Origin of the sequence: Alteromonas sp. a30, assembly GCF_026788005.1 — a bacterium.
Classification (GTDB): Bacteria; Pseudomonadota; Gammaproteobacteria; order Enterobacterales; family Alteromonadaceae; genus Paraneptunicella.
Genome location: NZ_JABEPE010000016.1, coordinates 20396 through 39435 on the forward strand (window position 1 = coordinate 20396; position 19040 = coordinate 39435).

The window sequence follows — 19040 nt, forward strand, 5'->3', positions numbered from 1 at the left end:
CGTAGAAGGAGATCTTGAAAGAGCGAACTCTAGCGTTATGCAAGAGTGGCTTTTACAAACTGCATTACGGAAAAAAATAGATGTAAGCCGTATGCAGTGACTCTACTACGCAATGCTCAGGAAATGTCGAGGAAGCGCATTTCCTGATCTCAACCTTTACTCATCTCAACACAATTACCACTTTTCAGCAGCTTCTTCGTTAGCCATTTATCATTAAATGAACACCAACACTCGCAAAATATCCTAACGCAATAACCGGCGTCCATTTTAAATGCCCCATAAAGGTGTAATGCTCTTTCGCTTGCCCCATTAACGCCACGCCAGCGGCAGAGCCTATCGATAATAAGCTTCCCCCTACCCCAGCGGTTAGGGTAATCAGCAACCACTGCTCATGGGGCATCTGAGGGTTCATCGTTAAAATGGCATAGACAACAGGAATATTATCAATAATTGCCGAAACCATTCCTATTACCGTATTCGCTGCGGTAAACCCATATTGGTTATAGATCAGTTCCGATGTAAGTGCTAGATACCCCACAAAGCCCAGCCCTCCAACCGCCATGATCACACCGTAGAAGAAAAACAAGGTATCCCATTCAACATGAGCAACGCGGGAAAAGACATCAAACTCATTTGCATCTTCACCTACTGGTGGGTTGTCATTTTTATGTTGCCAGTGGCGCGCTCGGCGATTGAGGAAAAAACCATACAATTTCAAGTAAGCTAACCCGGTTAACATGCCAAATACTGGCGGTATCCCTAATATGGTATGAAACAAGATTGCGGTGATGATGGTTGACACAAACAACACCACCATAAAACGCCCGCCAATTTTTACCTGAATATCTAACAAGCCATGCTGCGGTGGCACTTCTTTTGATACTGAAAACTGCATAATCAAAGCAGGTACTAGAAAGTTCACGAGTGCAGGCAAAAACAGCTGGAAAAACTCCCAGAACGGGACCATGCCTTTTTGCCAAATCATCAAGGTCGTAATATCACCAAACGGACTAAAAGCCCCTCCAGCATTAGCCGCAACAACAATATTGACACAGGATGCAAGAACAAATTGCTTGTGCCCATTCGCCACCGCTAAAATAACCGCGCATAAAATTAAAGCGGTGGTCAGATTGTCAGCAACAGGTGATAGTAAAAATGCCAATCCCCCTGTGACCCAAAACAACTGCCGATAGGTGAAACCTCTGGCCACAAGCCACAATCGAAGGGCGTCGAATACGCCTCGTTCCATCAAGGCATTAATGTACGTCATAGTGACGAGTAGGAAGAAAAATAGCTCAGCATATTCCAAGAAACTGTGGCGCATTCCTTCTGCCACGGCTTCATTATTGCCTGTAGCGGTATAATACACGGCAATACAGCCCCAAATAATACCTGCCGCAAGCAACATAGGTTTGGATTTGCGGAGGTTTATCTTGTCTTCCAAAAAAACCAATAAATAGCTAGCAGTGAAGACAATCAAGCACAGAATTCCCACCCAATGATGTGTTAAATCAATCATTAGCTCCCCTCCTTGAGCCATGCTTGCATTCGTCTCAAATTTAACCATGAATACCTGAAATCCTCTTTTTCTTGATGTACGTCAACCCCTACCACGAAGTAAAGGGGTAAAATTAATTCCTAAAAAATTGACCGGAGTGATAGAAATGAATGGGCCCGTAAATAACACAGCAGACTTAATCCAAAAATATAACCGAAGCGGCCCTCGCTATACTTCCTATCCTACGGCAATGGAATTGGCTGAAGGAACCTATGATTCCGATCTTTTTGATGCCGTGCAACATTCCCGCTATAACGAGCTTTCCTTGTACATCCATATCCCCTTTTGTCATCAACTTTGCTATTACTGTGCCTGCAACAAAATGGTGACACGACAAGCACAAAAGGTCAGCCGTTATTTAGATTATCTTTTCAAAGAAATTGCGCAACGAAGCAGCGTATTTTCGTCTCAAAAAGTGTGTCAGATTCATCTAGGTGGCGGCACACCAAACTACTTACGCCCAAATCAACTCAACATTCTGATAGACACCATTCGCGCTCATTACACGCTAAAAGACGATGCGGAGATTAGCATTGAGCTTGACCCGCGTTTAGTAGAAAAAGGGGATCTTGACGCACTACACCACATCGGATTCAACCGCATCAGCATGGGCATACAGGACTTCGATAATCAGGTTCAAACGGCCATTAATCGAGTGCAAACAGTTGAAGATGTTGAACAAATTATGCAGGACGCACGGCGCATTGGTTTCGATTCTGTCAATATGGACCTGATTTACGGCTTGCCGCATCAATCTGTTGAAACCACTGAATACACCCTAGACTGCATTGCCACGCTGCAACCGGATAGAGTCTCACTTTTCAACTACGCTCATATGCCGGACCGCTTCGCTGCACAGCGCAAAATTAAGGATGAGTGGTTGCCCTCAGCCAACATGAAAACCGCGATGCAAGATGCGGCAAAAGCCCGTTTACTCGCTATCGGTTATCAACACATTGGCATGGATCATTTCGCTAAAGCCAATGATAGTTTGAGTGTTGCTCAGCGCGAAGGCCGCTTACATCGTAACTTCCAAGGTTACACCGAATTGTCAGACGCCGATCTGCTGGGCTTTGGTATCACCTCTATCAGCCAAGTAGGCAACGTGATTACACAGAATTGCAAAACTTTACACGACTACTATCGCGAACTAGATAAGTTAGACGTTGGCGAAACAGCCAGTGTGGTTGAACGAGGCATTAGGCTTTCCACTGATGATTTGATTCGTGCTGCGGTAATTAAGCAGTTAATCTGCCACTGTCATTTAGACATGCAATCCATTGAAGCGGAATTTGGCATTCACTTTACGGCGTATTTCGCAGAAGAATTGAATATGCTTGAACCTATGATGCAAGATGGTTTATTGAGTATCACAGACAACGCCATCGAAGTTGCGGAGCAAGGTCGACAGTTTTCACGCACCATTTGCATGACTTTCGATAAGTATCTCCCCAAATATCAACGCAACTTAACGTTCTCTAAAGTGATTTAACGCTGAATTCTGTTCAAACTAACACGCACAAAAAAGCCCGATGCTGCCACATAAAAGTGCATAACATCGGGCGCTTTGTTTGAAACAAATTAAACGCTAAACCAGTTAACGCTCAATATTCCACGCTTACTCAGCCACCAATGAGGCATTCAATACCTCGGCTAAATAACCGTAAACTTGCGCTCTGGCACGTAACTCAAGTGCTTTTTGCATGAATCGTTGTGCTTGGCGGGTTTTTCCTCTTGCCTCAAATTCTGCTGCACGCGCTTCATATCGAGCAGCACGTTCGGAGTCCGCACGATTTTCATAACGCATTTGCTTACGTAGCAAGAAAGTTTCTGCATCATCAGAAAGCGCTAATTGACGCGCCACTTCCAATACTCGCTCGCCGCTGCCGCTTACCGCAGCTTTTACCGTCTCCATCAAGTTAATGAAAATGACGCGCTTCGCTTGAGTATTTGCTAATACCGCTTGCTTGCTCGCAATTTCATCAGCTTGGGTTACTGGATCCATTGAGGCAATGATGGCTTCTAAACGAGCCATGCGTCTTTCCCAAATCGACACTTGGAATTCCCATGCCTTCGCTCTGACTTTGAAGCCAAAACTATCAAGCCTTGATAGATTGTCTTGTGAAACAACTGTGATTTCAGTCAGGTTAGGATCAATTGGCACGTCTAAGTTCAACGAAACCACAACCGGATCGTGGTCAGATGAACGGTAAGGGTCAACTGAGTAGAGACTGTCTATTTGGCTAGCGGATTTAAACTCTGTGTTGTAATCCAACGCACGCGGCTCATCTGAGTTGATGTGCCACTCAGTTGCATCAACAATCTTGCTCAATAACGCCGCATTCCCTAACGCATGATCTAACTGACCAAACTCACCTTGGAACGTGTAGCTATAAGCACCTTCTTTGTTTAGGTGCTCGAACAATTCAGCAAAACCAGCGTTAGCAAGAGCTATGATTGGATCTTCTTTTGCGTAAGCATTCATATCACCAATAACCAATACAGGCTTATCAGCAAACTCTTGATTCAGCCACAATCCTAGTGCTTGAGCGGCTTTAGTACGTGTTAAGTTACAGTTACCTTGACCATCGCCTAAATCTGGGTCGCCATCCGATGCACAGCTAGAGCCTTTAGATTTAAGATGATTTACCGCAACAACAACCGACTCACCATTTTCAAGAAGTGAAAACTCTTGCGCCATTGTTGGGCGGTTCTTAGTATCGATAAATAACGGATTGCCGTTTTCATCTACTGCTGAATTACTGCTATCTAAGATACGAGTCGCGCCAGATGGTGCCACAACGATGCTTTTGTACAACATTCCAACGGAGATTTGGTCTGTACCTACTTGGTTCAAACCTGGGTCAACAAAGCGCCACTCCGAGCCGGGATCAACCTGATTCAAAGCATTTACTAAGTCGCTGATAGAGCTATCCGTGCCATAACCATCATTTTCAATTTCCATCAAACCAATGATGTCTGCATCTAACGCAGCCAAAGCAGATACGATTTTGGCTTCCTGACGCTCGAATTCTTCTGCGGTATCCGCACCACGTAGGTTTAACGTATTGAAGTAATTCAATACATTGAAACTAGAAATATTCACGTTGCCTTCTGCGACTAATTCAGGAGCAGGAGTTCGTGGATTAGTTGCCGTAAACTGCGGCGCATCAACAGGGAACACACGGTAATCACCAAAAGAGTAATGCATAACACCGCTTGATAGTGACACGGTGTCGCCAGTACGTAATGTATTTAACGCCGACAAACCGCCCGTTGGATATGGCACAACTTCTGGGTTTTGCGCGTTAGATGCATCATCTAAAATAAGGAGATTTAATGCATTTGCCGCTGCCACTGCATTCGCTTCATCGCCCGGTGTGGCAACTTGCGTTGGTGTCATACGACGACCGTTAGATAAACCTGCTGAACCAAAACGTGCAAGGTTGAATACGTCGTTCACCATTAAGCCGTTAAAGCTAATCAACATGCCTTCTACCGCTTCTGCGCTATCTGCTGTGGCGAAGGGTAGCGTTACATTTGTAGGCGCTGGTAATGTTTGCCCTGATGCACACACTTCAAAACCATTTACTGCGGTTAATTGTGTTAACCCATTGAATTCTGCGGCACTGGCACGAACACGAACGCGATCGCCCACATTAACCGTTTGAGGAGAAGCGTTCGTGTAAACAAACACACCTTCAGAAGTCAGTGCGTCTGCATCTTCTTCACCCGGCGCGCTTTGGATATAGAAACCATCAAGCGCGGACTGGAAGTCACCCGTAACGATACCTTCAACTTCAATTTCGCCCGTTATTGGTGTACTCGCACCAGAACCTTGAACGGCGTGAATTGGCGTGAAACTCGTCGCACAAACAACAGGGCTAGTACCGCCACCGTTGTCACCACCACCGTTGTCGCCCCCCGTTGAGCCATTGTAAGTACCTAAGTCATTAAATTGATCATTACCAAAGCCAGCCCATTCTTGTGCTGGGTCGAAAGCATCATCAATAACTGTGTCGCCGCTTGTTACAGAGCTTAAACGACGTAAAGTATTGTTTGCTGTGGTAGTTGAACCACTTCCCCAAGCAGAACCGGGGTCGTTGCCGACTTGACCGAACGAGTCGATAACCACACCGCCTTTTGTCAGAACATAGGCATCATCGCCATTATGGCTAATGGAACCGGTGGTTTGGTCTGCTTGTGCAAGGATGGTTGCATTCGCTGAAGAGTTAGCAATAACAAACACATCACCCGCAGCAACTGAACCCGAAAGTGTAATATTTGAAGGACTTGTACCACCGTTAGAGTAACGACTGAGTACGTAATTTCCAGCGCCTAATTCGATGCTCGCGCCAGTGGGGTTATACAACTCAATCGCTTTATTGTTTGAGCTGCCTTCAATGTATTCTGAAATGTAGATCTCTGCGCCAGTGCCGCCTGTATTGCCTGAGTCACCACCACCGGTATCGCCACCCGTGTTATCGGTCACCACTTCACCGGAAGGCAATGTAATTGAACCACCTGTTGAGGTGATTTCAATGTCGTCTACGAAAAGACCGCCCGTTGTATTAGTTGAATCATCATATAAACGAAACTCAACAACTAGGCCATCGCGGCTATTTGAATTAGAGTCGAATGTCCAAGAATGAGAAACTTCCTGCCAACCACTGCCGTCAGTGTAGGCACTATTACCGCCAGCTGAGCCTGCATAGGCGTTGATGTCTGTAACATCATCGGTGTAATGACCCCAGACGCGACCTGCGGGACGCTCTGCTGCATCATCGTAAACCCAGAAATTCACCGTAACAACGTCGCCATCTGTTAGCCCATTCACCCAAGCGAGGAAGCTTTGTGGCGTACCATTGTTAATAGGATCGATGTCTTCAACAGACAGTGAATAACTACCCGTTCTTGCTTGCACTAAGCTATTGCCATGTTGGATATGCGCTGCGCCGAATTGACCTAATACGGTACTGCCATCTTCCCATCCAAAGTTTGCGGTTACCGCATGTGCTTGCGTTGCTGCTAACACAGATAGCGCAATGACATTTAATTGTCTTTTCATTATATTACCCTTTATCTCACCAAAACACTCGTTATCGAACAAATTCGATTACTTATTGTTAACGAGGTCAGTTAAGTCAGAAAGGGCATAACAAAATTCATAATATTTCGTTATTAATACTTTGATTACAAATGGTTACAAACAACAAATAAGCTTACTCAAGGCGACAGGTAATAAATAAAGGGTAAATTGAATTGACCATCTGGTAAGTTTTTCATTCGACTTTTGATGAGCAAGTCGGACACTGTGGGTTAATTCGTATTTTCATTTCTTGCCATTGAGCCGTCATAGCATCAAATAAACAGAGTTTACCAACAGCAAAATGCCCAATTTGAGACAAGTATTTGACCACATGTAATGCTTGCATTGAACCAATAATACCGACTAACGGAGCCAAAACTCCCGCCTCCATACAGGATAATTCTTGCTCACCAAAGAGCGAACTTAAGCAGGCATAACAAGGTGAAGGCTCGGGTGAGCGGCCGTTACCATTAGGAAAAAAGCAGCAAACTTGCCCTTCAAAACGAATCGCCGCGCCCGTAATGAGAGCCGTTTGCGTTTCAACACTCACCGCATTCAATAAATTCCGGCTCTGTAAGTTATCTGTGCAATCTACTAACACATCAACGTGATTAGCCAGTTCAAGCAATTCGGCTTTATTAAGTTTACGAGGGATGGCTTGAATTTGAATATCAGAATTAAGTTGCGCCAGCGCTATTTTTGCAGAAACGGCTTTATTCTGAGCAAGCCGTTCTTCATTATGTAGCACTTGACGCTGTAAGTTAGATAACTCCACGTTATCGTGATCGACCAACGTCAATGTACCGACTCCAGAAGCGGCAAGGTACTGCGCAACCGCACACCCCAGCCCACCCAAACCTAACACCAAAGCATGACTATTCAATAGTCGCTCTTGCCCCTCCCAGTCCATTTCTGGCAGCAAAATATGCCTGCTGTAGCGTTTCGCTTGTTCTCGCGTTAGCTCTTTTGGTTGTTCGTGCATTAAGTGTTTGGGTAGGTCGGAGGACATATTAGGACTTATACTTTCTTCACAAATTGCGACTTGAGCTTCATTGCACCAATCCCGTCAATTTTACAATCGATGTCGTGATCGCCATCCACTAAGCGGATATTTTTCACTTTTGTACCCACTTTTACCACAGAAGAAGAACCTTTGATTTTTAGGTCTTTTATTACGGTAACGGTATCGCCATCTTGAAGAATGTTACCGTTTGAGTCTTTAATCACGTTGTCGCTATCGTCTGTACCATCTTTTGCCCATTCATGAGCACACTCTGGACACACAAAAGAAGGGCCATCTTCATACGTATACTCAGAGCCACAATTCGGACAATTGGGTAAATCAGCCATTTCCTATTCCTTAAAAATAATGAGGACATGAATTGTGCCACAAGCCTCGCCGTTCCCAAAGCTGCGGGCAAAAAACATTTGCGAAGCTATTGTTTTAGTGACACATTTAACGCTGATATTTTAGGAAAATGTTCATGTTGAGACGCTTAACCCCACTATTGTTAATCGCCCTGTCAGCTTGCGTATCCCGTTCCGCGCCAGAAGTTTACGGCAACCTACTCACCAACATCCGCCCCGATGGCACAAAATTATTTGTTTTTACCTCTGGGAGAGGCCAACAAGTGCCGGGTTTAGGCGCCCTTCCTTCGCCTTCCAGACGACAATTACAAAGAGACCGACGCGAATATATGATGTCTGTATTGGAAGCAGGATTAGAACAAAAACTGGAGTCGACAGGCTTTTGCCGCACAGGCTACATCCCGCTAGGCAGCTATGTAGAGCGCGGCATTTTCGAAATTCGTGGAGAATGCAATGAATCTGCCACGAAAGAAGACAGAGTCATTTTCTCGCAGAATTCACTGAGTCTTTATCATTAAAGCAATGACTGTTTTTAAAGAGAGTGCTCAGTTGGTACTTTGCTGCATAAAATAAAGCCTCTATGCCAATAAGATAAAATCTTTATAAAATTCAATAATTACATAATTAGTTTGGATAACTACTAATTATTTGTTTTGAATAATATTACCTTTTTATTCCATATATCAGCGAAAAATTTCGCCCTGGTTACCTTAACTAAGTTATTCAACAACTTACTTCTACTTTATTATTCTAAAACAAAAAACGGGAGGCCATGACGACACTCCCGTTTTTGTTAGCTTTACCTAGATGCTCAGCAGCTTTGCTGGCAATCTACATAATGCGTTGACTACAGCGCAGCGATGCTCGCTTGCTGTTCTTTTAGCTTGTCCATTTGCATTTTGAACTCATCGAGCTTGGCTTTTTCTTTGGCGATAACCGCTTCAGGAGCCTTGCTTACAAAGCTTTCGTTTGAAAGCTTACCCTCTGTGCGAGCGTAATCTTTTTCGATTTTCTCTAGCGCTTTGTTAATACGCGCCAGCTCTGCGTCTTTGTCGATTAATCCTGCCATTGGGATCAGCACTTCCATTTCGCCCACAAGCGCAGTGGCTGAAGCTGGTGCTTTTTCATCTGCGGCCAACACGGTAACGCTTTCTAAGCGGGCCATTGTGGCAAGGAACAAATCGCAATCTTTCATGCGGCGTTTGTCTTCGTCACTGGCGTTTTTCAACAGCACCGGCACAGGTTTGTTTGGCGAGATGTCCATTTCACCACGAATATTACGAATACCAACAATGAAGCTCTTCATCCACTCAACATCTTGCAGTGCTTTTTCGTCTAGCATGTCTGCGCTTTGCTGCGGGAATTGTTGAATCATGATGCTGGTCACATCTTTTACATCGGTTAATGGTGCAACACGCTGCCAAATTTCTTCGGTGATGAAAGGCATGAAGGGATGCATCAAGCGTAGAAGTTGCTCAAGCACATTCACCAAGGTGTGACGTGTGCCGCGCTTTTGCGCTTCAGAGCTAGCATCGTTATTCAATACTGGCTTGGTAAGCTCTAAATACCAGTCGCAGAATTGGTTCCACGTAAACTCGTAAACGGCTTGTGCCGCTATGTCGAAGCGATATTCAGAAACGGCCTTTTCAAAGTCTTTTAGCGTGTTTTGGAATTTCGCCAAAATCCATTTATCGGCAAGGCTTAATTCAATGTCACCACCGTTTTTGCCTGTATCCGCTTCTTCGGTGTTCATCAACACGAAACGCGATGCATTCCAAAGCTTGTTACAGAAGTTGCGATAACCTTCAACACGGCCCATGTCGAAATTGATGTCGCGGCTGGTTGATGCCATCGCCAAGAAGGTGAAACGCAAGGCATCGGTGCCGTAAGAAGCAATGCCTTCTGGGAACTGTGAACGCGTGCGCTTGGCAATTTTCTGTGCTTTTTGCGGCTGCATCATGCCAGCGGTACGTTTTTCTACAAGGGTTTCAAGTTCAATACCGTCGATCAAATCAATTGGATCAAGCACGTTACCTTTGGACTTCGACATTTTGTCGCCATGTTCGTCACGAATGAGCCCCGTGATGTACACTTCTTTGAAGGGGATTTTGCCTGTGAACTTCAGGGTCATCATAATCATTCGGGCAACCCAGAAGAAGATGATGTCGAAGCCTGTTACCAATACCGAAGATGGCACAAAGGTGTTCAGTTCTGGCGTTTCTTCTGGCCAGCCCATCGTCGCGAACGGCCACAATGCCGATGAAAACCATGTGTCGAGCACGTCGTCATCTTGGCGCAATGCCACATCGTCGGCTAAGCCGTGTTTACTGCGTACTTCGGCTTCATCACGACCAACATAGATATTGCCGTTGTCGTCGTACCACGCTGGAATACGGTGTCCCCACCATAGCTGACGCGAAATACACCAATCTTGAATGTTGTACATCCATTGATAGTACGTTTTGTTCCAGTTTTCAGGCACAAACTTGATGTCGCCTTTTTCAACCGCTTCAATAGCAGGCTTGGCTAGTGGCTCAACTTTTACGTACCACTGATCAGTTAAATATGGCTCAATAACCGCGCCGGTGCGATCACCTCTTGGCACTTTCAGTTTGTGATCTTCAACTTTGACTAACACGCCTTGCTCTTCAAGGTCGGCAACAATCAATTTACGCGCTTCAAAGCGATCCAAACCACGGTACTTTTCTGGTACCTCGTTGTTCATTTTGGCGTCGGCAGTGAAGATATTGATCATAGGTAAGTTGTGACGCTTACCAATTTCGTAGTCGTTGAAATCGTGCGCGGGAGTCACTTTTACACAACCGGTTCCGAATTCTGGGTCGGCGTGTTCATCACCCACAATCGGGATTAAGCGTCCGGTTAACGGCAGCTTGATTTCTTTGCCGATTAAGTGCTTGTAACGTTCATCTTCTGGATTAACAGCTACGCCGGTATCACCAATCATGGTTTCAGGACGCGTGGTTGCTACAATCATTTCACCACTGCCATCCGCCAATGGATAGCGCATGTGCCACATGAATCCGGCTTCTTCTTCGTTAAGCACTTCCAAGTCGGAAACGGCGGTGTGCAGCACTGGATCCCAGTTTACAAGGCGCTGACCACGGTAAATTAAGCCTTCTTCGTGTAGCTTTACGAATACTTCGGTAACAGCTTTAGACAAGTCTTCATTCATAGTGAAGGCTTCGCGCTTCCAGTCGCATGAATCGCCCAAACGGCGCATTTGCTGTGTGATAGTGCCGCCTGAGTGCGCTTTCCATTCCCAAATTTTCTCAACGAAGGCTTCTCGACCTAAATCGTGGCGAGTTTTATCTTCTGCGTTCAGTTGTCGTTCCACGACCATTTGCGTGGCAATACCTGCGTGATCTGTTCCCGTTTGCCAAAGGGTGTTGTCACCTTTCATGCGATGATAACGCGTTAACGCATCCATAATGGTGTGCTGGAATGCATGCCCCATGTGCAAGCTTCCTGTTACATTTGGCGGCGGCAATAAAATGCAGTACGGGTCGCCACTGCCACTGGCCTCAAAATAGCCTTTGTCTTCCCACTCTTTGTAGCGAGCTTTTTCGATATTCTCGGGGTTGAAGGTTTTATCCATGGTCAATCTCATTAAATCTTGGATAGGGGCTGCGTTGTCAGTTCAAACCCAGCCATTCTAAAATGTTTGTATCGGATGCGCGCTTGTTGTTTTCGTGCTTCGTCACTTGGAACGAAGTCGTAAGCTAGACCAAAACGACGTGCAAATTCGGGATAGTCATCCGCTAAATTGATCAGCAAATGGCTATTGCTGTGCGTGGGTTGCTGCCAGCCAATTTCAACTGGCGAACCGCCTGCACCTTCGCCAGCAAGATTGTGGGGCACAAATGCCTCCACAGGGCGCTGCCACAAAAGCTCATCGAAGGCTTCTGCCTGTGTTTTGTTGGCACAATGCACCCAAACTCGCTGACGACGACGGAAACTCTGTGTCGCCAAATCGCAAGCGCCGATCAACAAAGGATCGGCACGCATTTGAGTATTGTCCGATTGCTCGGAATCGGTTTGCTCAGAGAGCAGGAAGAAAGTCGCTGTAGGCATTAGTCTTCTGTTTCTACACCGGCTTTATTCATTAGGTATTGGGAAAGCATGGCAACCGGACGCCCCGTTGCACCTTTTTGCTTACCACCAACCCATGCTGTGCCGGCAATATCCATGTGCGCCCAATGATACTTCTTGGTGAAGCGAGATAAAAAGCACGCGGCAGTGATTGTGCCAGCGTCGCGTCCACCTAAGTTTGCAATATCCGCAAACGGGCTTTCAATTTGCTCTTGGTACTCATCCCACAATGGCAAGCGCCATGCCTTGTCACTGCTCTGTTCAGAAGCGTTAATCAGCTCATGCGCCAGCGGGTTATGATTGCTCATCACACCGGAAGCATGCTTACCTAAAGCAACAACACACGCGCCGGTAAGTGTTGCTACATCAATAACCGCTTCTGGCTCGAATCGTTCAACAAAAGTTAATGCGTCGCAAAGCACCAGTCGGCCTTCAGCATCTGTGTTAAGCACTTCTACTGTTTGCCCAGACATCGTTGTTAAAATATCGCCCGGACGATAAGCGTTGGCATCTGGCATGTTTTCACACCCAGCTAATACACCCACTACGTTAATGGGCAACTGCATTTGCACAATAGCATGCATAGTGCCTAATACACCGGAAGCACCACACATGTCGTACTTCATTTCGTCCATGGCTTCACCCGGTTTAATGGAAATACCCCCAGAATCGAACGTTAGCCCTTTACCAACAAGTACAATAGGGTTTTGCCCCGGTACACCACCTTTATAATTCATCACAGTCATGATGGACTCATTGGCAGAGCCTCGACCAACAGACAAATACGAGTTCATACCTAGCTCAGCCATTTGGGCTTCATCCACGGCTTCAACAGACAAGTTCTGGTATTCGGTTTCTAAGGATTTAGCTTGTTCATAAAGGTAGGCAGGGTTACACACGTTTGGCGGCATATTGGAGACATCTTTCGCGGTTTTGATACCCGCTGAAATTGCCAATCCGTGTTCAATCGCTTTTTCACCTGTGGTTAATTCTCGGCGGGTAGGTACGTTGAATACCATTTTACGCAGTGGACGACGCGCTTCGTCCTTTTTCGACTTCATTGTTGTGAAGCTATAAAGCGTGTCGTTTGTGGTTTCCACTGCATGACGCACTTTCCAATAGGTATCGCGCCCTTTTACGTGCAATTCAGTGAGAAAACATACCGCTTCCATTGAGCCAGTTTCATTCAGTGTATTGATTGTTTTGCGAATAATTTGGCGATACTGACGTTCATCAAGCTCGCGCTCTTTACCACATCCAACCAATAAAACGCGCTCGCTTAATACATTGGGAACATGGTGCAAAAGTAGCATTTGGCCTGCTTTGCCTTCTAAATCTCCTCGACGCAATAAGTTGCTCAAGTAACCATCACTGATGTTATCTAGTTGCTCAGCAACAGATGTAAACCGTCTTGGTTCAAATACCCCAACAACAATACAGGCGCTACGTTGTTTTTCGGGACTACCACTTTTTACACTGAATTCCATACTGGATTCCTCAAATTTTCTGCGTCATTCATTTGAAAACCGTGAAAACACAGATTACAACTGTATTCTAGTCACTATTTGTTTTCTTAGCCGTTGGAGTACGCAACACGTCGAATTTATATTTGCAATGCGTTAAACAGGTAGAGATAATCTCCCTCGCTTGGTGTGCCGCAGCCTTATTTTATCTATGGTGAATAAGCGTTCCAACGGCTAAGTGTCACCATAGAAATATGCAAAAACGGTAAGTTTACTTAAAATCTCTCGGTATTCCACTAAAAAACCAAGTTTTCTTATTTTCCGAGCGACCTAATTTTAACTGCCAATAACGCGAAATCTCAGAGGTCAGGAAACAAAGTGCTATTACTGCGTTATCTTTTAAGAGAAACCATAAAATCACAAATTGCTGTGTTTTTGGTTTTAATGGCAATTTTCGTAACGCAACGTTTTGTTCGGGTTCTTGCTGATGCATCTGACGGCGATATTCCGGCCAGCCTTGTCATCAACTTTCTTGCCTTAAAAATGCCGGTATTAGCCGCGCTTATTCTGCCTTTAAGCTTTTTTCTTGGCATGATGTTGGCTCATGGCCGTTTTTACGTAGACAGTGAAATGACCGTGATGCGAGCTTGTGGCGTAAGTGAATGGTATGTCACCCGAGTTATGCTTATTCTCGGGTTATTTTTCGCTACCATTACCGCAGCCCTCACCTTTTGGCTCGCCCCTCTTGCCGTTGAAACTGAATATCAAATGGAAGATAAAGTCGCTGCCGAAGCGGGCCTTGCCAGCCTCATCCCCGGACGCTTTGAAGAAACAGCCAATAAGCAAGCAGTGATGTTTGTACACGATATCACCAGCGACAATAAGCTAAGTAAAGTGTTCCTAGCACAACACGACGCCGAATCTTCCGATGACCGAATTCAAATTGTGTATGCCCAAGGCGGTTCCGTGTTGGAAAATAGTGATGGCTCTCAGAAGCTTGTACTGAGTAATGGCAACCAATATGAGGGAGAAATTGGTCAAACTAATTTTCATGTTGTTGAGTTTGAAGAATACCAAATTCAAATTGCTGAGGAGCAAGCCGAACAACAACGTCGCAAAATGACGGCCTTCTCAACTTCTCAGCTGTGGGACGACGATTCCACAGCAGCTATCGCGGAATTCCAATGGCGCTTGGCCATTCCTCTTTCTATTCCTTTTTTGGTTCTTATAGCCGTGCCACTTAGTGCGGTCGACCCAAGGCAAGGGCGTTTTGGCAAAATCCTGCCGGGACTACTGCTGTATTTGGGTTATTTCTTACTGCTAATGGCAAGTCGTAAAGTATTAGAAGACGGCAAAATCCCACCCGCACTTGGACTTTGGTGGGTCCACATCGTGATATTGATAATTGGGGCGACACTTATCATGCGAGATCGCACCTTCGGTGTGAAGATTCGAGCACGGTGGCGCTCCCGTGGCAATGCCAAAAATAATGCTTCGGGAGCCTCTCATGTTTAATTTAATCGAGATGTATCTCGCGCGAACACTGCTTTCCACCACGCTATTAAGCTTGTCGGTACTCATTGGTTTAAGCGGCTTAATTAAATTTATCGACCAACTTAGATACGTTGGTCGTGGTAGCTACGATATGACGGTAGCCGCTGTGTATGTATTGCTAAGTTTACCGAGGGAAATCGAGCTATTTTTCCCTATGGCGACGCTACTCGGCGGGTTAATTGGCATGGGCATGCTGGCTAGCACTAGCGAATTAACCGTGATGCAAGCCTCTGGCATGAGCCGGTTACAAATTATCAGTGCCGCTATGAAAAGTGCATTGCTCATGGTGCTATTTGTTATGGCACTGGGTGAATGGGTTGCCCCTATCACTGAAACTAAAGCTAAAGAGATCCGCGCGCAGGCCATTTCGGGCGGTAATTTGTTTGCATCCGATAGACTAACGTGGGCCAAAGACGGCGACAAATTTGTCAGTATTGGCGAGGTGGTTAATCGCGATGAACTACGCGACATTACCATCTATCACTTCTCCGATGAGCTGACTTTACGCCATATTACCACCGCCCAATCAGCGCGCTTCGTAGGCGAACAGTGGCAGTTAAAAGACGTAAGTAACACCAGTATTGGCGAGCAAGTTGGTTACAGCAAAAATGGTGCCGCACAATGGCCTTCAACACTGACGCCCGACAAACTCGGTGTTGCCATTGTTAAACCTGAAGCGTTATCGATTGTTGGTTTATTTGAGTATATCCAATACCTGAAAAACAACAGTCAGGATTCTGGCCGCTATCAACTGGCGCTGTGGCGCAAAATTTTGCAACCCATTTCGGTTGGTGTCATGTTACTACTAGCGTTGTCGTTTATATTTGGCCCGCTAAGGAGCGTAACCACCGGGGCTCGTGTGATCATGGGCGTATTGACTGGGTTTGGCTTCTTTATCGTCAATGAAGTCTTTGGGCCACTGAGTATGGTGTACAATTTACCACCAGCCATTGGAGCTGTGGCCCCGAGCTTATTGATTGCCTTTATTGCGGTGCAAATGCTTAAACGCTAAAAAGGTGAGCCATTATTTAGCAGTCAAGAAGCTTTGATGGCTTAAGCGCCCACCCTGTGCAGCGCCAATGCATGTCGTCTTCGTCCTTTTCAAAAAGACAAACACCGCCTGTCGCCACTTTAATATCGTGACGTTGCACAAAACCGTCGAAATCGCCGGTAATCACAGGTGCAAAGCGCATTGTGCCGTTACTGGAAACCAGCAAGGTGGTTTGGTCTTTATGCGTTGTACAAAGTGTTTGCGCTAACTCCAGCCACGCTTGTTTTAGTCCTTCAACATCCACCAACCAGCCTTGTGGCACTATTGCCTGCTGATTCCATTTTTCAATGATGTTTTTCCCTAACGTTAAGTCGCCTTTACCTAAGCGACACATGACTTCATCTTCGGTTTTGTCTTCGTCTGGGCCGTAATCTATCTCGTTAAAGTCGTGACGAGTTTGAATCTGACTTGCGTCCAACCCCATGGCTTCACACACAAGGGACGCAGTTTGCAAATGACGTTGCAATGGGCCACTCATCACCACATCAACAGGCAAGCCGTGTTGTAACAAGTAACGCCCAATGTTGCGGCCACGCGCATGTTCAACCAAAGGCAAGTCGGTTTTGGCCCCCACACGCGTTGGCGTTTGTTCGGGCGTAAAGGTATTGCCGTGACGGGCAATGATGAGTCGTGTTGTCATTGTAAAGACTCTTGTCTGAAATAGGTTTAATACGGTATCTCGCCAGCAAATGCCTATGGATAATTTGAAGCAGACCCTCAGCCGCAGGGAAGCGGCTGCGGAGTTTCCACGGATGGATTCACAACGAGTCTGCGAGAATTATCCATAGGCAGTTGTTAACTTGAATTGCCTCAGATGTTTACTCACAGCGCTGCTAACTTAGCCCAAATCGAATTCACCACACTCCGCGATAACCGCTTCCGCGCGAGCAATATCCTCAGGGCTATCGACGCCGCTCATACCTTTACGACCTTGGTAATCCACTAGCACCATTTTCACCGGAATGCCGTGCTCCAAAAAGCGCATTTGTTCCAAGCCTTCAGGTTCTTCGTATTGCCCTGCATCCAAATTAAAATACTGCTCAAGGGCATCGTAAGTATAAGCGTATAAACCAATGTGTCGGCGCACTGGCGGCTTATCGAGTTGCTCACGAAGCTTGTCTTCTTTGCGCATGGCCGGAAGGATAATTTTGCTGAATGTTAATGCGTAGTTTTGTTTGTCGATTTGCACCGTTGTGCCGCTATAAGGCGTTACCTTCTTCGCTTCACGCAGTGCATCTAACTCATCCCACGACAAATGCACAAACGGCGTGAATACTTGAGAGCTTGAAGCGCTGTTATTGCTGGAATCGGTCTTTTGTTGCGCTTGCCAATCCAAAATAAGACGCTCTAAAAACCACGGCGGACACAACGGGTTATCGCCTTGTAAATTAACAATAAATTTAGGCGCGTTGCCTTTTGCTTTTAGCGTTTGTACCGCATCCCAACAACGCTCTGTACCACTCTGGCACTGTTCGCTGGTCATCACCGACGGAATACTTTCCTGTACGCAAAAGGCTTCTATATCGGGATGATCGGTGGCCACAACGTATTCGCAATGGGCTAATTTGCGGCTCACGTAGTCCGCAATTTGCGCGACACGCTTGAGCATTTCGATACCCGCAATTGGTATTAAAGGCTTACCCGGTAAGCGAGTGCTTGCATAGCGTGCGGGAATTACAATAAGAACGTCTGCCATGTTTGATTAATCCTGTTGAATCTCTTTCCATGATTTGTGGTCATTTGCGGATTTGGTTAACACCAACATTTCGGTATGTGCGAGCCGGTCTTGCAGCGATTGCTTGTTTTTAAAGTCGAACAACACCAGCAAGGTTCCTATGCCACCAAGTGAGCAAATAACACGGAACAAGGCGCGCTTGTAGGTGAAAGGTTGGTCATCTGTGCTGAACAAACGCATACGCCATGCTCTCATGCCAATAGTTTGCCCGCCGTTGCGCCAAAACCACAAGAAAAAGCCCAGCACCCAAATCGCAACCCAAACCTGAATCACGCTGCGATACAACAGCGAACCTTGAATAAGCTCACTTAAATGCTGATATTGGCCCATGTCGAGCACTTGCGTTTGAAACAGCACCACCAGCGTTAAAATCATCACCATCGCCGCAACCATGCCAACAGCTACCGCCACCAGTAAGTCGTAAATCATTGCCGCTAAACGCCGTAAAAATCCCGCCCGAGGAAACAAAGGCGATTCATTTTCATTCGATAATGCGTCTTTATTTGAAAGCGCGCCGTGAGCATTACCAGCATGAGAGGGCTTGCGAGACGATTTTTTAGCAGCTTTGTGGGCGCTTTTATGGGAGGGCATTGCGTAACCAAATTTAAAAACTGAAACTGCGCAAATTCTAGCAAGAAACGCGATTTAAAGAGAACCAAGTTTGCATGACATTCACAATTTGCCAGCGTTTTACACTGAAAATGATGCTTTTATCAGCAGTCTGTCACTTAAACGTCAAAATACACAAAAAAAGGTTGACTTAACGACTCTGAATCCATTTAATATGCACCGCTTCAACGGATTCCCATCCGTAGCAACAGCTAAAATTTGATGCCAGAGTGGTGAAATTGGTAGACACGACGGATTCAAAATCCGTTGCCTTCACGGGCGTGGCGGTTCAAGTCCGCCCTCTGGTACCATGCTTAAACACAGGTTTTAAGCATGACAAAACCGACGAAAGTCGGTTTTTTTGTGCCTATTGTTAATGGTGAAGAGCCAATTCCAACGAACTCCCAAAATAACACCATTTTTTTATATCAAAAATATCTTCATGAGTATCAGCAACGACACAATTTTAAGTGGTGATGCAAAAATTATCACGCAATCCAACA

Annotated in this window: 14 protein-coding genes and 1 tRNA gene; 5 read left to right on the plus strand and 10 right to left on the minus strand. The window is 45.8% G+C overall.

Features of this window, described 5'->3' with window-relative positions; translation table 11 throughout:
- Positions 1-199: 199 nt before the first annotated feature.
- A complete protein-coding gene (gene nhaD / locus HJG39_RS14755) occupies positions 200-1519 on the minus strand; it encodes a sodium:proton antiporter NhaD (protein ID WP_326849265.1) in 1320 nt (439 codons plus the stop codon).
- Positions 1520-1664: 145 nt separating this feature from the next.
- Here nhaD and hemN point away from each other — a divergent pair, with 145 nt between their 5' ends.
- Positions 1665-3050: an oxygen-independent coproporphyrinogen III oxidase gene (gene hemN / locus HJG39_RS14760; protein WP_268410174.1), complete on the plus strand. Its 1386-nt coding sequence runs from the start codon at positions 1665-1667 to the stop codon at positions 3048-3050.
- A 126-nt stretch (positions 3051-3176) separates the two neighbouring features.
- Here the strand turns inward: hemN and HJG39_RS14765 are convergent, their stop codons facing one another.
- The 3 genes from HJG39_RS14765 to HJG39_RS14775 all read right to left on the minus strand — a co-directional run bounded on the left by HJG39_RS14765 (position 3177) and on the right by HJG39_RS14775 (position 7997).
- The gene (locus HJG39_RS14765; RefSeq protein WP_268410175.1) at positions 3177-6626 is read right to left on the minus strand and encodes an ExeM/NucH family extracellular endonuclease; all 3450 of its coding nucleotides are present in this window, start codon (positions 6624-6626) and stop codon (positions 3177-3179) included.
- A gap of 214 nt (positions 6627-6840) precedes the next feature.
- Positions 6841-7656 (minus strand): HesA/MoeB/ThiF family protein, encoded by an 816-nt coding sequence (locus tag HJG39_RS14770; RefSeq protein ID WP_268410176.1) that lies wholly within the window; start codon positions 7654-7656, stop codon positions 6841-6843.
- 8 nt (positions 7657-7664) lie between these two features.
- Entirely contained in the window at positions 7665-7997 is a 333-nt protein-coding gene (locus HJG39_RS14775; RefSeq protein ID WP_268410177.1) for a zinc ribbon domain-containing protein YjdM, read from the minus strand.
- Positions 7998-8131: 134 nt separating this feature from the next.
- Here HJG39_RS14775 and HJG39_RS14780 point away from each other — a divergent pair, with 134 nt between their 5' ends.
- Entirely contained in the window at positions 8132-8533 is a 402-nt protein-coding gene (locus HJG39_RS14780; protein WP_268410178.1) for a hypothetical protein, read from the plus strand.
- A gap of 329 nt (positions 8534-8862) precedes the next feature.
- On the opposite strand, the gene HJG39_RS14785 is transcribed toward HJG39_RS14780, so the two are convergent.
- The 3 genes from HJG39_RS14785 to pepA are packed head-to-tail and all read right to left on the minus strand — an operon-like array spanning position 8863 to position 13612.
- Complete coding sequence (locus HJG39_RS14785; protein WP_268410179.1) at positions 8863-11631, minus strand: valine--tRNA ligase; 2769 nt, start codon at positions 11629-11631, stop codon at positions 8863-8865.
- Between the two features lie 11 nt (positions 11632-11642).
- A complete protein-coding gene (locus HJG39_RS14790) occupies positions 11643-12107 on the minus strand; it encodes a DNA polymerase III subunit chi (RefSeq protein ID WP_268410180.1) in 465 nt (154 codons plus the stop codon).
- Positions 12107-13612, minus strand: a complete 1506-nt coding sequence (gene pepA / locus HJG39_RS14795) for a leucyl aminopeptidase (RefSeq protein WP_268410181.1) — start codon at positions 13610-13612, stop codon at positions 12107-12109. The genes HJG39_RS14790 and pepA overlap by 1 nt, the downstream gene beginning before the upstream one ends.
- A 354-nt stretch (positions 13613-13966) precedes the next feature.
- On the opposite strand from pepA, the gene lptF reads away from it, so the two are divergent.
- Positions 13967-15103, plus strand: a complete 1137-nt coding sequence (lptF, locus tag HJG39_RS14800) for an LPS export ABC transporter permease LptF (protein WP_268410182.1) — start codon at positions 13967-13969, stop codon at positions 15101-15103.
- Positions 15096-16154 (plus strand): LPS export ABC transporter permease LptG, encoded by a 1059-nt coding sequence (gene lptG / locus HJG39_RS14805; protein ID WP_268410183.1) that lies wholly within the window; start codon positions 15096-15098, stop codon positions 16152-16154. The genes lptF and lptG overlap by 8 nt, the downstream gene beginning before the upstream one ends.
- A gap of 16 nt (positions 16155-16170) precedes the next feature.
- Here lptG and HJG39_RS14810 read toward each other — a convergent pair whose 3' ends face one another.
- The 3 genes from HJG39_RS14810 to HJG39_RS14820 form a co-directional block, all read right to left on the minus strand.
- Complete coding sequence (locus HJG39_RS14810) at positions 16171-16833, minus strand: histidine phosphatase family protein (RefSeq protein ID WP_268410184.1); 663 nt, start codon at positions 16831-16833, stop codon at positions 16171-16173.
- Positions 16834-17031: 198 nt separating this feature from the next.
- Positions 17032-17889, minus strand: coding sequence for a 3-deoxy-manno-octulosonate cytidylyltransferase family protein (locus HJG39_RS14815; RefSeq protein ID WP_268410185.1), 858 nt, complete (start codon positions 17887-17889; stop codon positions 17032-17034).
- A 6-nt stretch (positions 17890-17895) separates the two neighbouring features.
- Positions 17896-18519 (minus strand): RDD family protein, encoded by a 624-nt coding sequence (locus HJG39_RS14820; protein WP_268410186.1) that lies wholly within the window; start codon positions 18517-18519, stop codon positions 17896-17898.
- A 242-nt stretch (positions 18520-18761) separates the two neighbouring features.
- Here HJG39_RS14820 and HJG39_RS14825 point away from each other — a divergent pair.
- Positions 18762-18848, plus strand: a tRNA-Leu gene (locus HJG39_RS14825).
- Positions 18849-19040 lie beyond the last annotated feature (192 nt).

What these genes read in the sequence shown, in the direction of transcription:
- HJG39_RS14775 (WP_268410177.1), bottom strand. Translation starts at nt 7,997, where the DNA reads ATGGCTGATTTACCCAATTGTCCGAATTGTGGCTCTGAGTATACGTAT.
- HJG39_RS14785 (WP_268410179.1), bottom strand. Translation starts at nt 11,631, where the DNA reads ATGGATAAAACCTTCAACCCCGAGAATATCGAAAAAGCTCGCTACAAA.
- nhaD (WP_326849265.1), bottom strand. Translation starts at nt 1,519, where the DNA reads ATGATTGATTTAACACATCATTGGGTGGGAATTCTGTGCTTGATTGTC.
- HJG39_RS14810 (WP_268410184.1), bottom strand. Translation starts at nt 16,833, where the DNA reads ATGACAACACGACTCATCATTGCCCGTCACGGCAATACCTTTACGCCC.
- HJG39_RS14820 (WP_268410186.1), bottom strand. Translation starts at nt 18,519, where the DNA reads ATGCCCTCCCATAAAAGCGCCCACAAAGCTGCTAAAAAATCGTCTCGC.
- HJG39_RS14770 (WP_268410176.1), bottom strand. Translation starts at nt 7,656, where the DNA reads ATGTCCTCCGACCTACCCAAACACTTAATGCACGAACAACCAAAAGAG.
- HJG39_RS14780 (WP_268410178.1), top strand. Translation starts at nt 8,132, where the DNA reads ATGTTGAGACGCTTAACCCCACTATTGTTAATCGCCCTGTCAGCTTGC.
- pepA (WP_268410181.1), bottom strand. Translation starts at nt 13,612, where the DNA reads ATGGAATTCAGTGTAAAAAGTGGTAGTCCCGAAAAACAACGTAGCGCC.
- lptG (WP_268410183.1), top strand. Translation starts at nt 15,096, where the DNA reads ATGTTTAATTTAATCGAGATGTATCTCGCGCGAACACTGCTTTCCACC.
- HJG39_RS14815 (WP_268410185.1), bottom strand. Translation starts at nt 17,889, where the DNA reads ATGGCAGACGTTCTTATTGTAATTCCCGCACGCTATGCAAGCACTCGC.
- HJG39_RS14765 (WP_268410175.1), bottom strand. Translation starts at nt 6,626, where the DNA reads ATGAAAAGACAATTAAATGTCATTGCGCTATCTGTGTTAGCAGCAACG.
- hemN (WP_268410174.1), top strand. Translation starts at nt 1,665, where the DNA reads ATGAATGGGCCCGTAAATAACACAGCAGACTTAATCCAAAAATATAAC.
- HJG39_RS14790 (WP_268410180.1), bottom strand. Translation starts at nt 12,107, where the DNA reads ATGCCTACAGCGACTTTCTTCCTGCTCTCTGAGCAAACCGATTCCGAG.